This window comes from Buchnera aphidicola (Aphis aurantii), assembly GCF_039388985.1.
GTDB classification, from domain to species: Bacteria; Pseudomonadota; Gammaproteobacteria; order Enterobacterales; family Enterobacteriaceae; genus Buchnera; species Buchnera aphidicola_BL.
The window spans coordinates 492193-507989 of the sequence record NZ_CP135021.1; the positions used below are offsets into that span (position 1 = coordinate 492193).

Annotated in this window: 14 protein-coding genes, 1 tRNA gene and 1 pseudogene; 7 read left to right on the plus strand and 9 right to left on the minus strand. The window is 24.6% G+C overall.

Going from position 1 to position 15797, the window contains the following annotated elements:
• Positions 1-10 precede the first annotated feature (10 nt).
• Positions 11-1822, plus strand: coding sequence for an exodeoxyribonuclease V subunit alpha (gene recD, locus RJT32_RS02285; protein WP_343154128.1), 1812 nt, complete (start codon positions 11-13; stop codon positions 1820-1822).
• Positions 1823-1826: 4 nt separating this feature from the next.
• Here the strand turns inward: recD and argA are convergent, their stop codons facing one another.
• Together argA and RJT32_RS02295 are read right to left on the minus strand one after the other, a co-directional pair.
• Complete coding sequence (argA, locus tag RJT32_RS02290; protein ID WP_343154129.1) at positions 1827-3155, minus strand: amino-acid N-acetyltransferase; 1329 nt, start codon at positions 3153-3155, stop codon at positions 1827-1829.
• A gap of 149 nt (positions 3156-3304) precedes the next feature.
• A tRNA-Met gene (locus tag RJT32_RS02295) sits at positions 3305-3381 on the minus strand.
• A gap of 98 nt (positions 3382-3479) precedes the next feature.
• Here RJT32_RS02295 and mltA point away from each other — a divergent pair.
• The 5 genes and pseudogenes from mltA to nusB all read left to right on the plus strand — a co-directional run bounded on the left by mltA (position 3480) and on the right by nusB (position 7634).
• Positions 3480-4589, plus strand: a complete 1110-nt coding sequence (gene mltA, locus RJT32_RS02300; protein WP_343154131.1) for a murein transglycosylase A — start codon at positions 3480-3482, stop codon at positions 4587-4589.
• 14 nt (positions 4590-4603) lie between these two features.
• Positions 4604-5083, plus strand: a complete 480-nt coding sequence (gene ribH, locus RJT32_RS02305; protein WP_343154132.1) for a 6,7-dimethyl-8-ribityllumazine synthase — start codon at positions 4604-4606, stop codon at positions 5081-5083.
• A gap of 3 nt (positions 5084-5086) precedes the next feature.
• Positions 5087-6058 carry a thiamine-phosphate kinase gene (thiL, locus tag RJT32_RS02310; protein ID WP_343154134.1) on the plus strand — a complete coding sequence of 324 codons (972 nt, stop codon included), beginning with the start codon at positions 5087-5089 and terminating at the stop codon, positions 6056-6058.
• Between the two features lie 44 nt (positions 6059-6102).
• A pseudogene (ribD, locus tag RJT32_RS02315) lies at positions 6103-7215 on the plus strand (bifunctional diaminohydroxyphosphoribosylaminopyrimidine deaminase/5-amino-6-(5-phosphoribosylamino)uracil reductase RibD).
• On the plus strand, positions 7215-7634 hold the full coding sequence (gene nusB / locus RJT32_RS02320; RefSeq protein ID WP_343154536.1) for a transcription antitermination factor NusB: 420 nt from the start codon (positions 7215-7217) through the stop codon (positions 7632-7634). The pseudogene ribD and the gene nusB overlap by 1 nt, the downstream one beginning before the upstream one ends.
• Positions 7635-7687: 53 nt before the next feature.
• On the opposite strand, the gene dxs is transcribed toward nusB, so the two are convergent.
• The 3 genes from dxs to RJT32_RS02335 are packed head-to-tail and all read right to left on the minus strand — an operon-like array spanning position 7688 to position 11603.
• Positions 7688-9448, minus strand: coding sequence for a 1-deoxy-D-xylulose-5-phosphate synthase (gene dxs / locus RJT32_RS02325; protein ID WP_343154135.1), 1761 nt, complete (start codon positions 9446-9448; stop codon positions 7688-7690).
• A gap of 19 nt (positions 9449-9467) precedes the next feature.
• Complete coding sequence (locus RJT32_RS02330) at positions 9468-10352, minus strand: polyprenyl synthetase family protein (RefSeq protein WP_343154136.1); 885 nt, start codon at positions 10350-10352, stop codon at positions 9468-9470.
• A gap of 60 nt (positions 10353-10412) precedes the next feature.
• On the minus strand, positions 10413-11603 hold the full coding sequence (locus RJT32_RS02335) for an MFS transporter (RefSeq protein WP_343154137.1): 1191 nt from the start codon (positions 11601-11603) through the stop codon (positions 10413-10415).
• 44 nt (positions 11604-11647) lie between these two features.
• Between RJT32_RS02335 and RJT32_RS02340 the strand changes: the two genes are divergently transcribed.
• Positions 11648-11995: a TusE/DsrC/DsvC family sulfur relay protein gene (locus RJT32_RS02340; RefSeq protein ID WP_343154138.1), complete on the plus strand. Its 348-nt coding sequence runs from the start codon at positions 11648-11650 to the stop codon at positions 11993-11995.
• Positions 11996-12001: 6 nt separating this feature from the next.
• On the opposite strand, the gene cyoE is transcribed toward RJT32_RS02340, so the two are convergent.
• The 4 genes from cyoE to cyoB are packed head-to-tail and all read right to left on the minus strand — an operon-like array spanning position 12002 to position 15786.
• Positions 12002-12853, minus strand: a complete 852-nt coding sequence (cyoE, locus tag RJT32_RS02345) for a heme o synthase (RefSeq protein WP_343154139.1) — start codon at positions 12851-12853, stop codon at positions 12002-12004.
• 25 nt (positions 12854-12878) lie between these two features.
• On the minus strand, positions 12879-13202 hold the full coding sequence (gene cyoD / locus RJT32_RS02350; protein WP_343154140.1) for a cytochrome o ubiquinol oxidase subunit IV: 324 nt from the start codon (positions 13200-13202) through the stop codon (positions 12879-12881).
• 5 nt (positions 13203-13207) lie between these two features.
• Positions 13208-13810: a cytochrome c oxidase subunit 3 gene (locus tag RJT32_RS02355; protein ID WP_343154141.1), complete on the minus strand. Its 603-nt coding sequence runs from the start codon at positions 13808-13810 to the stop codon at positions 13208-13210.
• A complete protein-coding gene (gene cyoB / locus RJT32_RS02360; protein WP_343154142.1) occupies positions 13807-15786 on the minus strand; it encodes a cytochrome o ubiquinol oxidase subunit I in 1980 nt (659 codons plus the stop codon). Before cyoB ends, RJT32_RS02355 begins: the two co-directional genes overlap by 4 nt.
• Positions 15787-15797: the final 11 nt, after the last annotated feature.

Genomic DNA, 15797 nt, shown 5'->3' on the forward strand with positions numbered 1-15797 from the left:
AATTATTTAAATGAAAAAATTATTAAGAGATTTAGAAAAAAAGAAAATAATACGTATGATTGATGTTGTCTTTTCACAATTTATTTCTAAAAAAAATAATATTATTATGCTGGTCGCAGCTTGTGTAAGCTTTGAAAGCAATAATGGTTATCTTTATTTGCCACTTGAATATTTTAAAAAAAATAATTTTTTTTCTACTAAAAATCCAAAAATTATTAAAAAAATATTATTTATCTTAAACCAAAAAAAAATAAACTGGCATTTAGAATTATTAAATCATCACGCTTTTAACAATGGAAACATTGTAACACCATTCGTTTTTGTGCAAAAAAAAATTTATCTTTATAAGATATGGAAAGCAAAAAAAAATATTTTTCAATATTTAAATCAAAAACAAACAAGTACTAAATTTCATTTAATAAAAAATTATAAATTTTTAGACGAATTATTTCCTAGTAGAATATATAATTCCCAAAAAATAGCTATAGCATTGAGTTTAATTAATCAAATCCTTTTTATTTTAGGAGGTCCTGGTACAGGAAAAACTACCACAATAATAACAATTATTATTGCGTTAATAAAATATTCAGAACAAAATATTAAAATACAATTATCCGCACCTACTGGAAAAGCTACAGAACGTTTAATTGAAATATTAAATAATCATTATAAATTTTTAAATTTATATCTATCTAAAGAACAAATTAAATGTTCTCTATTAAAACCCGTAACTATACATCAACTATTAGGAATATCTAAAATATCAGATAGAATTTTTTTTAATGAAACTCATCCTTTAAATGTAGATGTTTTAATTATTGATGAAGTATCTATGATAGATATTTTAATGATGAATAATATTTTTTTATCTACTAAAAAAAATACTAAAATTATTTTTATTGGCGATCATAATCAATTATCTCCAATAGGAATAGGTTCTATTTTAAAAAAAATTTATAATTATTCAAGTCATGGTTATAGTTTAGAAACAACATATTTTTTAAAAAAAATTACAAAATATTCGAATATATACAATAAAGAAAATAAAAATAATACTTTTTTAATAAGTGATAAAATATGTATTTTAAAAAAAAATTATAGATTTCAAAAAAATTCAGGAATTTATATAATATCAAATGCAATATATCAATATAAAGAAAAAGTTTTTATTCAATTATTTAAAAATTTAATCCAAAATGTTTTATTTTATGAAATTAACTTCGAAAATCAATATAAAGACATGATAGAAAAAATCATTTTTTATAATAAAAGATATTGGGATAAAATAGATAAAAAAGAAAATATCAAAGAAATAATAAAAATATTTAAAAAACATCAAACACTATGTGTTCTTCGAGAAGGTTTATTCGGGGTAAATAACATAAATAAAATTTTAGAAAAAACAATGCACAAAAAAAATATTATTAAAAAATTTTTTTTGATCAAAAATCAAATGTGGTATATAGGAAAACCTATTATTATAAATAAAAATAACAAATATTTAAATTTATCTAATGGCGAAATAGGGATTACTCATTTAAATTATGAAAATAAATTACAAGTATTTTTTTTAAAAAATAATGATAGCATTAAATGTATTCCAATTGATTTACTAGAACATTATGAAACCGCTTGGTGTATTACAGTGCATAAAGCACAAGGTTCTGAATTTGATAATATAACATTAATACTTCCGAATAAAAATTCAGAAATATTAAATAAAGAAATTCTATATACAGCAGTAACTAGATCTCGAAAAAAAATAAGCATATTTTCAAATAAAAAAATATTTATTTTGGCATCAAAAAAACAAAAAATTTAATATTTTAGAATAAATCTATTGTTAAAATTTTAGAACAACGTTGATAATTATATATTTTTTTCTTACTTTCAGGAAGAATATTAATATTAGAAATCATAAAACCCCTTTCTTGAAACCAATGAATACTATGTGTAGTAAGTACAAATATTTTTTTTAAATTTATTTGTTTAGCATGTAATTTAATTGTTTTAAGCAACCAGTCACCTCGAGAAGAATTTCGATAATCAGGATGCACTGCAACACAGGCCATTTCTCCTATACTTTCTTTGAAAAAAGGATATAATGCAGCGCATGCAATAGTTAAATTATCACGTTCAATAATGGTAAATTTATCTACTTCCATTTCTAATTGTTCTCTTGATCTTCGGACTAAAATTCCTTTTTTTTCTAAAGGTCTAATTAATTCTAAAATTCCACCAATATCATTAATATTAGCTTGTCTAATTTTTTCAGCAGACTCCATAACCATCTGTGTTCCAATACCATCACGAGAAAAAAGCTCTTGCAATAAAGCTCCATTTTCGTGATAACTAATTAAATGACTTCTATTAACGCCATTTTTACATGCTTTTATAGAGCCTTTTAGAAAACGAATTGTTGAAGAAGTATAATCTCCATTTTTTTCTAAATTTTTAATTTTTTTATTAATATCATCAGGAAGTAACTCTGAAATAGTTTTACCTTTACCATCAAGAACTCCTTGATTACTACAAAAACCTATCATTTTCTCTGCTTTTAACTTAATGCTGATTTGCGTAGCAATTTCTTCGGAGCTTAAATTAAAACTCTCTCCTGTGACAGAAACGGCAACAGGACCAATCAAAACTATATAACTATTTTTTAATTGACAATCAATAGCATTTTTATCAATTCTTCTGATTTTACCGGTATGAATATAATCTACACCATCATCAATACCTAAAGGTTGTGCAATAATAAAATTTCCGCTAACGACATTAATATTTGCACCTTGAAGAGGGGTGTTAGTTAAAGTCATTGATAGACGAGCGGTAATATCTAGTTGTAATCTTCCCGCTGCTTGTTTAACTTGCTCTAAACATGCTAAATTAGTTATACGAATATATTTATGATATAATATTTTAATTTGTTTTTCATTTAAATTTAAATTAATTTGAGGAGCGGCACCATATACAACTACTAATTTAATACCCAAACTATGCAATAATCCAATATCATTAATAATACCAAAAAAATTTCCATACTTAATTGCTTCACCACTTAACATAATTACAAATGTTTTTCCACGATGAGCATTAATATAAGGAACACTATGGCGAAAACCCTGAACTAATTCAGTAGTACGCTCTTTCATAATAATCCTCTTGCTTTTTAACTTAAATCTCTATATTATTTTTTAGTAATTATAACTAATTATTTTATAATAAAATTTTTAATTTTTAAAATAAAAATTTTTATCAAGAAGATATAAATTTTGGAAGATTTTTTAAGATGGGATTTATTTGGTTGCGGGGGCTGGATTTGAACCAACGACCTTCGGGTTATGAGCCCGACGAGCTACCAGACTGCTCCACCCCGCTTCAGTTAGTAAAGAATACATCTTTAATAAAAAAAATGCAACCTTTTTTTAAATACATTTGCATAAAAACCAATTTAATATAAATTACATAACATTACGATGATTAATTACAGTATTTTAAAAATTAAAAAGAATAAAAATATCAAAAAAATAATTATAAATATAATGTTTATGTTTATAGTTTCATGTAATAATTACGATTCTAGCAAAGGTCAGCAATATAAAATAAAACTAATTAAAAATTTTACTGAAACAAAAAAAATAGATATTTCAACACAATTAATCAACCAAAAAGAATTTGTTAAGCAATTAGAAAAAATTAAAAAATTTTCTCCTAATTTATATCTAAAAAATCTATATCTTTATAACAACATTAAAAAATGGTTAAAAATATCAGATATTAATCAATTAAGTAAATTTGGAATTAAAACGTTTCAAATGAAAGGTATTGATAATTATGGAAATGTTAAAATCACAGGATATTATACACCTGTAATAAAAGCTAGTAAAATAAAAAAAGATAATTTTATATATCCAATATATCGAACACCATCTACTTTAAACAAGTATCAAATTCTACCACAAAGAAAAGATATTTATAATGGCGTTTTAAAAAAAAAATATATTTTAGCATATAGTAATTCTTTGATAGATAATTTTATTATGGAAATCCAAGGAAGTGGTTTCATAGACTATGGAAAAAAAAAATCATTAACTTTTTTCAGCTATTCAAAAAAAAATAATTGGCCATATACAAGTATAGGGAAAATATTGATAAAACGAGGCGAAATAAATAAATCAAATATATCCATGGAAAGTATTAAATATTGGTGTAATCACCACACTAATCGAGAAGTTCGACAATTACTCGAAGAAAATAAATCTTTTGTTTTTTTTGAAGAAACTAAAAAAAAAGAAGTATTTGGATCTAGCTCTGTACCATTAATAGAAAAATCAGCAATAGCTGTTGATCATTCTATTATTAAAAATGGAAGTATATTATTAGTACAAATACCTTTGCTTAACAGCAAAGGTGTCTTTATTAATAAATATGAAATGAGACTATTAATTGCATTAGACGTTGGAGGTATGATAAAAGGGCAACATTTTGATTATTACCAAGGGATTGGAAAACAAGCTGGTATGCAAGCAGGTTTTTACAATCACTACGGATATGCTTGGATATTAACAACAAATCTTATAAAATAAACGAAAACTAAACAATGAATATTATTCAATCAGGTATCACTAATCAAAAAGCATCAATTGCGATAATTGTTTCTAGATTCAATCAATTTATCAACAATACTTTATTATCTGGAGCATTAGATACCTTAACAAGAATTGGACAAGTACAAGAAGAAAACATTTCAACGATATATGTTCCAGGAACTTATGAAATACCTTTAATAGCAAATTATATAGCAAAATATAAAAAATATAATGCTATTGTAGCAATAGGAACAGTAATTAAAGGTAGTACAGATCATTTTAAATACATTGCTAGTGAAACATATAATAATCTTTCTAAAATTAGTATAAAATATTTTATTCCAATCACATTAGGCATATTAACTACAAATAACTTAAAACAATCTATTGAAAGATCAGGTTTAAAAATGGGAAACAAAGGATCTGAAGCTGCATTAGCAGCATTAGAAATGATTAATATCATGGAAAAATTAAAAATAAATAACAATTAAATCATGAAATATAGTGAATTTGAAATTATCTCTAATTTTTTTAATAAAAACCAAAAAACAGAAAAAAATCTTATTAAAGGTATCGGAGACGATTCTGCATTAATACAAATACCGAAACATAATATTCTTGTAATAAGTACCGATACTTTGGTGGAAGGAACGCATTTTTTCAAAAATATAAATCCTAAAAATTTAGCATATAAAACAATTGCTGTAAATCTTAGTGATCTTGCTGCTATGGGTGCAACACCCAAGTGGATTACGTTATCTATTACTATGCCAAAACCAAATAATAAGTGGTTACAATGTTTTAGTGAAAAATTTTTTAAGATTTTAAATAAATATAAAATTGCCCTTATAGGGGGGGATACTAACCGTGGCCCTTTGAGTATTACGTTAAGTGTATACGGATTAATTCAAGGAAAGAAAGCATTATTAAGAGAAAATGCTAAAGAAGGAGACTTAATATACGTCACAGGATATCTTGGGGAAAGTGCTGCCGGTTTTTTTTTACTGCAAGAAAAAAAATATTTGATTAATAGAGACATAAGAAAATATTTCATTCAAAAACATCTTCATCCTATTCCACGTATTTCGGAAGGAATAATATTAAATAAATTTGCTAATGCAGCGATAGATATATCAGATGGATTAATAGCTGATTTAGGTCATATATTAGAACGCAGTCAATGTGGAGCTGATATTGAACTAAATCAATTACCTATTTCTAACAATTTAATTAAAAATTTCAAAGAAAAAAATTATTTGAATTGGATTTTATATTTCGGAGAAGACTATGAATTATGCTTTACAGTTTCTAAAAAAAATATTGAACAATTAAATTTAGCAATTAGACAACATTTAATTCATTGTAAACATATTGGATATGTGACCTCAAAAGAAAAAGGTTTTAACTTGCTTAAAAAAAATAAAAAAATTAATTTCACAAAAACTGGTTTTAATCATTTTAATTAAAAAATTTTTAAACATTCTGGTATAATATGAAAAATATATCTTATATGAAAAGAGCAATACAACTAAGTAAATTGGGAGAGTTTACAACTGCTCCAAACCCTAATGTTGGATGCGTAATAGTAAACAACAATCATATTGTTGGAGAAGGGTGGCATAAAAAATATGGAGATAATCATGCTGAAATTAATGCGTTAAACATGGCAGGTAAAAAAGCTAAAGGAGGAACGGCATATATTACATTAGAGCCATGTAATCATTTTGGAAAAACTCCACCATGCTGCAAAGCATTAGTGAACTCTGGAATAACTCATGTAATAATATCAAGTTTAGATCCTAATCCTAAAGTTTCTGGTAAAGGAATTATTTATCTCAGAAACCATGGTGTTTTTGTAGAAATAGGTATGTTATCAAACGAATCTAAAAAATCTAATAAAGGTTTTTTTAAACGAATGAAAACTGGTTTCCCATGAATTCAACTTAAATTAGCAATGTCAGTAGATGGAAGAATTGCTATGAAAAGTGGAGAAAGTAAATGGATTACTTCTAAATATTCACGCCAAGATGTTCAAATGTTTCGAGCAAAAAGTTCAGCAATTTTGAGTACTAGCAAGACAATTATACATGACCATGCACGATTAACTGTCAGAAAACAAGAATTTAGCAAAAAAATATTATCTAAATTTCCTGAAAAAGACTTTATACATCCATACAGAATTATTGTAGATAGTAAAAATAAAATAAAAAAATCACATAAAATAATGCATACAAAAGAAAAAATCTTATTAATCAGATTAAAACGAGACAATGAAATATGGCCAGAAAATGTTAAACAAATTATAATAAAACCATATAAAAATAAAGTTGATATTATGTCTATGTTTAAATTTCTAGGAAATTTAGAAATCAATAACATATGGATAGAAGCTGGAAGTAGTTTAGCTGGTTCATTATTAAAAATGAAAATAATAGATGAAATTGTTTTATATATTGCTCCTAAAACATTAGGTCATGAAGGAAAACCATTATTTTTTTTAAAAAATAGTTTTAAATTATTCGAATGTATTAAATTTAATTTTTTAGATCTTAAAAAAATAGGACCAGATATAAGATTGATTCTAGAACCTCAAGAAAAAATAAAAATTAGGAAAACTTTATGATAAACCCAAATTTTAGAAGAAAAGCTCGTGCTTGCGCTTTACAAATGCTTTATTCCTGGGAAATCTCTAAAAATAATATCCAAGATAATACAGTGGAATTTTTAAAAGAAAAAAATCAACGAAATATTGATTTAGAATATTTTTATGATCTAATTTTAGGAATAACAAATAACTGCGAAAATATCGATAATTTAATGAAGCCATATTTGTCTCGTTCACTTAAAAAGCTAGGGCAAGTAGAAAAAGCAATTCTTAGAATTTCATTTTATGAACTATATACAAGAAATGATATACCTTATAAAGTTTCTATTAACGAAGGTATTGAATTAGCTAAATTATTTGGATCAGAAGATAGTCATAAATTTATTAATGGTGTTTTAGATAAAGCTGCATTAAAAATAATAAAAGAAAAAAAATAATATTATTTTAATTTTATAAAAAACTAAATAACCAATAAAAAATATCTAAATATTTAATAAGATGATACCCAAGAAAAAATTTTCTCTTCAATTCCTTCAGCATCTAATTTATAATCATGTCTAATTTCTTCTTGACTGCCTTGAGAAATAAATGCATCTGGTAGACCAATATTTAATACGGGAATCAAAATTTTTTTTATCATAATAAATTCGTTCACCGAGCTCCCAGCGCCACCTGATATAATTCCTTCTTCAATAGTAACGAAAAATTTACATGTAGCAGACAACTTAATAATTATCTTTGTATCCAATGGTTTTACAAATCGCATATCAACTAATGTAGCATTTAAATTATTTGCTACCGATAAAGCAGCTTTTAATAAAGTACCAAAATTTAAAATTGCTATATTACGACCTATTCTCTTTAAAATAGATTGACCTAATGGTACTATTTGCATTGGCATTAATGGTTCTCCAGTTCCTTTTCCTTTAGGATATCTTACTACAGTAGGTCCTTTTTTATACATATATGCAGTATATAACATTTGTCTGCATTCATTTTCATTGCTTGGAGTCATAATTACAAGACCAGGAATACATCTTAAATAGGCTAAATCAAATGCACCTTGATGTGTCGGCCCGTCATTACCTACTATTCCACCTCTATCAACAGCAAATAAAACAGATAACTTTTGAAGTGCCACATCATGTATAATTTGATCATAAGCACGTTGTAAAAAAGTAGAATAAATAGAAACTACTGGATTATATCCTGCAGCGGCCAATCCAGCAGCAAAAGTAACTGCGTGTTGTTCAGCAATAGCAACATCAAAATATTGCTTAGGAAATAAACGAGAAAATTTCAGCATTCCAGAACCTGTGCACATTGCAGGTGTAATGGCTACCAGTTTTTTATCAATATTTGCGATTTCACATAACCAAGAACCAAATACTTCTGAATAAGTAAGAATTTTATTAGAAGATGAAACATTATTATACGGAACTGTATGCCATTTAATCGGGTCTAATTCTGCTGGAAGATAACCTTTTCCTTTTTTTGTCAATAAATGTAGTAAACAACTTCCTTTTCTATATTTTATATCCTTTAAAAGATGAATTAAATTAAAAATATTATGCCCATCAAAAGGTCCTAAATATCGAAAAGATAAATTTTCAAAAAATGAACTTTTTAATATATGATTATATTGAATACTTTTTAAATATTTTAAATGTTTATTTAAAGCTCCTATATTTTTAGAAATAGACATTTCATTATCATTTAATACAACTAATAAATCAGATTGTACTTCGCCTGCATGATTCATGGCTTCAAATGCTATACCAGCAGTAATGGCTCCATCACCAATAACACAAATAGTTTTTCTATTTTTTCCTTCTTTTTGAGCTGCAATAGACAATCCTAAACCTGCACTAATTGAAGTAGAAGAGTGACCTGAGCCGAATGTATCATATTGACTTTCTTCACGAAAAGGAAATGGATGTAAACCATTTTTTTTTCTAATACTTACAATTTTTTTTGCTCTTCCAGTCAAAATTTTATGAGGATAAGCTTGATGTCCAATATCCCATAACAAATTATCAAATGGTGTATTATATACATAATGCAAAGCAACTGTAATTTCCACTACACCTAATCCAGATGCAAAATGCCCTTCAGTAATTAAAATTATATCTAATAAGTATTTTCGTAATTCTAAACAAAGTTGAGGCAATTTATTAATTGGTAAATATCTTAAATTTTTAACTGAAGTAGCTAAAGATAAAATCGGATATTTTTTCATATCAAAATTCATTAGAAACTCATTGTTCAATTCATTTTAAACGTTGGATTATAAAATTTATTAAAAATTCTAATTTATTAATAATAAAACACTCTTTTTTAAATAACTCTAAAATAGATAATGCTTCTTCATGTAATAAATTGATTTTTTTCTGAGATTTTTCGATACCTATTAAATATGGGTATGTATTATAAATACTGTTATTATTTTTACTCTTTTTAATATCACTCTGATAATCAAAAACATCATCTTGAATTTGAAATGCTAAACCTACAGAAATAGCAAGACGATCTAAAAGCAAAAAAATTTTTTTAGAAAAAAAATTTGAAGAAAAATATGACAATCGAACAGATGATCTAATTAAAAATGCAGTTTTATATAAATTGATTTTTTCTAATTCAGTAATATTCAATTCTTTTGTATCTTTTTGTAAATCTAATGTTTGTCCAATACACATTCCTTTAGATCCAATAGAATTGGATAATTCAGAAATAATTTTTATACGTTTTTGGTAAGAAATACCAGGCATAGGGTCTGTCGATAAAACATTAAATGCCAAACTTTGAAGTGCATCCCCAGCAAGTAGAGCAAAACTTTCACCGTATTTTATATGACAAGACAAATTTCCTCTTCGAAAATAATCATTATCCATACATGGTAAATCATCATGAATTAAAGAATAAGCATGAATTAATTCAATAGCAATAGATATTGCATCTAATGCAACAATGTCCACTTTCAACATTTCACCAACAATATACACTAAACATGCACGTAATCTTTTGCCCCCTGTCAATACTCCATATTTCATAGATTTTATAAGAATTGAATTTTGAAAAGGTAAATTATTTAATTTATCGAATAGTTTTTGATTTATGCGATATTGATAAAACTCATAAAAATTAGTTAAATTCACATTGCAATACCTAAAATAAAAAAATTAATATAAAATTTTTTTAATTATACTATATAAATATTATTTTTTACAAAAACAATTAAGAATAAACCAAATAAATACCAAATACATTTCAAATAAAAAAATTTGTGAAATATTTAAATAAGTATATAACCATCCATTAATGATTCCTCCTAAAGATATCCCTAAATATTGGCTAACAGAATAAATACTCATAATACTACCTTTAAAATTATAAATAGATATTTTTTTACTTAAATATGTGGGAAGAAATACTTCTAATATATTAAAGGCAATAAAAAATATTTGTAAAGCTATTATTAAAGAGACTAAGTGAGAATATAATAATAAAAAAAGCAATGATGATAAAAAAATTAAAATAATACATAATTCAATAATATTTTTTAAACAAAAATAAAATTTTTTATAAAACACTATAAAATATAAAACAAAAAAAGAAAACATTATTGTAACTAAATAAATTATCCAGTGATAATTTAATATAATTCCAGAAACTTCTAATTGATGGGGTATAATTAAAAAATGCATTGTTAATAAAAAATGCAAAAAAAATATACCTAAATAAAATCTACAAAAATTTTTATTAAAAAAATATTTAATATTTTTTAAATTCAATAATTCTATTTCTTTTTTAAAAATTTTTTTTATACTCGCTTTATTGTTAAGGGAAGGAATCATAAAAAAAACAACAAAAATACAAACAATTGAAAATATAGAAGAAAACCAAAAAATAAAAGAAAAACTAAATTTTTTAATAACTAACGAACCTAAAACAATAGAAATCAAAAAAGAAATAGCAAAACTGATACCTATAGCTGCAGTAGATTTAACACGATTTTCCTTACGAATTAAATCAGATAATAATGCCATAGATACACCAGAAATAGCGCCAGAACCTTGTATAAACCTTCCAATAATTAGTCCTGAAATAGAATTTGTATTAGCAGCTATTATACTTCCAATAAAAAAAACAAAAAGACCAAAGATAATTATTTCTTTTCTACCAAACTTATCAGATAACAAACCAAATGGAATTTGAAATATCATTTGAGCAACAGCATAAGCACTAACAGATAATCCAATTAAAAATTTATTACCCCCATCTAAATATAAGCCATATTTACTCAATACCGGAAGCATAGAAAATACACCCAGCATACGTAATAAAAAAACAATACAAAAACTCAATGTAACTTGTAATTCAAAAAAATTCATTTTATAATTTTTCATATTATACTCAATATTTTTAAAAAAACTTTATACTATAAAAAATTATGTTATCAATAAAAAATACTAAACCATCTCTCACTTATGAAAAAATAGAAAAAGATTTAGAAGGTTATTTAAAAAACAATAAAGATTGGAATATTAAATTAGCCGAAGAAATTGCAAAAAAAGAAAAAATAATACTCACAGATAAACACTGGGAAATAATATATTTTATAAGAAAATTTTATTTCGACTATAATATTACACCATCAATGCGAATGCTAATCAATGGGATTAGAAAAGAAATTGGAAAAAAAATTCATAGCGTTTATTTGTTTCAATTATTTCCTAAAGGTCCAGCAAAGCAAGCTAGTAAAATAGCTGGAATACCGAAACCTTCAAAATGTTTATAAAAAATATTAATATTTAAAATCAATTGAAATTAATATATTAAAAAATACAATTATTATAATAGATAAATAAAATAGTTTTTTAGATAACTTAAAATTATCTTTTTCTTTTATATTTAAGTATGATATATACAACCAATAAAAATTTAAAATTGAAATAAAAAAAAGAAAAAAATAACCTAGATAACCTAAAAATGTTAATAAAAAACTAGATAAAGTAAAACAGATGATATAATAAAAAATATGTTTTTTTGTTTTTAAAACACCCTTTACAACAGAAAAAACAGATAAATTTGCATTTTTGTAGTCTTTTAGATAAACAATAGAAATAGCATAAAAATGAGACATTTGCCAAAATATTAAAGTAATAAATAAAATAATACAAAATGAACTAATATTATTATTAACAGCAGAAAAACCAATTACAGATGGTATTGAACCTGAAAAACTACCAAAAAAAGTAGAATATATCGATGTTCTTTTTAAAAAAGTATAAATAAAAACATAAATAATAAATCCAATGAGTGCTAAAAACATTGATAAAAAATTTACTAAAAAACCTAATATACATATACCTAAAATACCTATAATAATTCCAAAAATATAACCTGATATAGGTTTAATTAGTTTTTTAACTAAAACTCTATTTTGAGTTCGGCACATTTTACAATCAATTTTTATATCAATTAAATTATTAAAAACACAACTAGCAGCAATTACTAAAGATGTTCCTAGAATAGTAGATATAAATAAAAAAAAATTAAAAGAAAAACGAGACGAGAATAAAAAACTACCTATAGTTAAAATGACATTTCCTAAAATAATACGAGGTTTAATTATTTCTAAATAATATCTCAACATATAAATAAATATATTTTTAATAATTTTATATCATCATAACATGATGTTTTAAATTAAACATAATCCATATAGAACCAAATATAACAATAAATATAATAATCAAAATAAATAATAGCGATGTTAAATACCAATTCTTCTTTTTCATGCTATTCAAATGTAAAAAATAGACAAAATGTATGACAATTTGAATAAAAGCACATAATAAAATTATTAATTTATTTGTTAAATGTGGTAAAAAATTATTTTTTGAAATGAAAAATGGAACTATCGTTAATAATATAGAGAGTAAAAAACTATATATATAAGATTGTACTTTTTTGTCCAAATAAAATTTAAAACATTTATGCATTTACATTACTCCATATTTAAATAAACAAAAGTAAAAATACAAATCCATATGATATCTAAAAAATGCCAAAATAAACTAAAACACAATATTCTAGTTTGAATAGTATGAGTTAATCCTAATTTAAAAATCTGATAAATGATTGATAATATAAAAATTAAACCAAAAATAATATGAATACCATGTGTACCTATAATTGTAAAAAAAATAGAAAAAAAAGCATGTTTATCAGGGGTATAATTTTCTATAAATAAATCATAAAATTCATTACCTTCCATTATCAAAAACACTATACCTAAAAAAAAAGTAAATATAAAATAAAAATAAACCATTTTTATATTTTTTTTATCTTGTGCTATAGTTAGCATAGCACATGTTAACGAGCTTAATAATAAAATACATGTTTCAAAAAAAATAGAAGATAAATGAAAAATTTTATGATTAATAAAATTAACAGGTAAATTATTAAAAATAATTGCATATACGGCAAATAAAACAGCAAACATAACGCAATCACTCATTAAATATATCCACAATCCAAATAATTTATTACTTTGTACATGATCATCTTTGCAGGAATATGGAATTTTATTTGTTATTTTTTTTATCATTTTAAACCTACTTTTTTAATATTTAAAAATTTTTGATCTTCTATTTCTTTAATTTCTTTTATAGAAACTACATATTCATTATGTTCATTAGTACTTTTGATAATTAAGCTTGTAATTATTGTAAAAAAAGATAATAAACATAACCAAGTAATATGCCAAACAGCTGAAAAACCAAATATTAAAGATAAAAAACCAATCACCACTCCTAATCCCGTATTTTTTGGCATATGAATTTCATGATAATCAATATTTTTTATATGTTTCTTTTGTTTTTTTGATTCCCAAAAGTCATCTTTGTTTTTAACATGAGGGACGATAGCAAAATTATAAAAAGGTGCAGGTGAAGAAGTAGACCATTCTAAAGTTCTTCCATCCCATGGATCACCAGTGATATCTAAATTATTACGACGATATTTAATTGAAACATAAAATTGAACTATTTGACATATAATGCCAATACCAATTAAAATAGCGCCAAATGCGGAAACACATAATAAAAAATGAAATTCTACATCAATATTTTGACTTAAACGACGAGTCATACCCATTAAACCTAAAAAATATAACGGCATAAAAGCAGTAAAAAAACCTATTATCCAAAACCAAAATGCACGTTTTCCCCAAATTTCATTTAAAACAAAACCAAATAATTTTGGAAACCAATAATTAATACCAGCAAAACAACCGAAAACAACACCACCAATTATTACATTATGAAAATGAGCAACTAAAAATACACTGTTATGCAAAATAAAATCAGCTGGAGGAATAGATAATAATACACCAGTCATCCCGCCAATAGAAAAAGTTAATAAAAAACCAATAGTCCATAACATTGAGGAATGCATATGAACACGACCTTGGTACATAGTAAATAACCAATTAAAAATTTTTACCCCAGTTGGAATTGCTATAATCATAGTAGTAATTCCAAAAAAAGCATTAACATTTGATCCTGCACCCATAGTAAAAAAATGATGCAACCACACAATAAAAGATAAAATAGTAATAGCTAGTGTTGCCCATACTAAAGACACATATCCAAATAAACGCTTTTTTGAAAAAGTAGCCACAACTTCTGAAAAAATACCAAACACCGGAAGAACTAAAATATATACTTCTGGATGTCCCCAAATCCATATTAAATTTACATACATCATAGCATTTCCACCTAGATCATTAGTAAAAAAATGAAAATTTAAATAACGATCTAAAGTTAATAAAATTAAAGTAATAGTTAATACTGGAAAAGATATGATAATTAATATATTTGTACATAAAGCTGTCCAGGTAAATACAGGCATTTTAAATAAATTCATCCCTGGAGCTCTCATTTTTAAAATAGTTACTAAAAAATTAATCCCTGTTAAAGTTGTTCCAATTCCAGAAATTTGAAGACTCCAAATCCAATAATCTACCCCTACTCCAGGGCTATATTTAATACCAGAAAGAGGGGGATAAGCTAACCATCCGGTTTGTGCAAATTCACCAATTCCCAAAGAAATAGTTAACAATACAGCACTACTTACATTTAACCAAAAACTTAAACTATTAAGAAAAGGAAATGCCACATCTCGAGAGCCAATTTGAAGTGGAATAACTAAATTCATTAATCCAATAACAAGAGGCATAGCTACAAAAAAAATCATTATCACACCATGTGCTGTAAATATTTGATCATAATGATGTGAAGGTAAAAAACCAGGATTTCCTGAGGATGAAATAACTTGTTGAGCACGCATCAATATAGCATCTACAAAACCTCTGAATAACATAACAAAAGCTAATATACCGTACATAATAGCTATCTTTTTATGATCAACAGTTGAAAACCATTCAGACCATAAATATTTCCATTTTCCATAATAAGTAATACCCGAGATTAAACATAGTCCAATTAAAATAATAAAAAAATAAGTCACCATTATAATGGGCTCATTATAAGGTATAGCATCTAATGTTAATTTTCCAAACATATTTTATTTCT

Coding starts and splice junctions, on each gene's coding strand:
- recD (WP_343154128.1), top strand. CDS start 11: ATGAAAAAATTATTAAGAGATTTAGAAAAAAAGAAAATAATACGTATG.
- argA (WP_343154129.1), bottom strand. CDS start 3,155: ATGAAAGAGCGTACTACTGAATTAGTTCAGGGTTTTCGCCATAGTGTT.
- mltA (WP_343154131.1), top strand. CDS start 3,480: ATGATTAATTACAGTATTTTAAAAATTAAAAAGAATAAAAATATCAAA.
- ribH (WP_343154132.1), top strand. CDS start 4,604: ATGAATATTATTCAATCAGGTATCACTAATCAAAAAGCATCAATTGCG.
- thiL (WP_343154134.1), top strand. CDS start 5,087: ATGAAATATAGTGAATTTGAAATTATCTCTAATTTTTTTAATAAAAAC.
- dxs (WP_343154135.1), bottom strand. CDS start 9,448: ATGAATTTTGATATGAAAAAATATCCGATTTTATCTTTAGCTACTTCA.
- RJT32_RS02335 (WP_343154137.1), bottom strand. CDS start 11,603: ATGAAAAATTATAAAATGAATTTTTTTGAATTACAAGTTACATTGAGT.
- RJT32_RS02340 (WP_343154138.1), top strand. CDS start 11,648: ATGTTATCAATAAAAAATACTAAACCATCTCTCACTTATGAAAAAATA.
- cyoE (WP_343154139.1), bottom strand. CDS start 12,853: ATGTTGAGATATTATTTAGAAATAATTAAACCTCGTATTATTTTAGGA.
- cyoD (WP_343154140.1), bottom strand. CDS start 13,202: ATGCATAAATGTTTTAAATTTTATTTGGACAAAAAAGTACAATCTTAT.
- RJT32_RS02355 (WP_343154141.1), bottom strand. CDS start 13,810: ATGATAAAAAAAATAACAAATAAAATTCCATATTCCTGCAAAGATGAT.
- cyoB (WP_343154142.1), bottom strand. CDS start 15,786: ATGTTTGGAAAATTAACATTAGATGCTATACCTTATAATGAGCCCATT.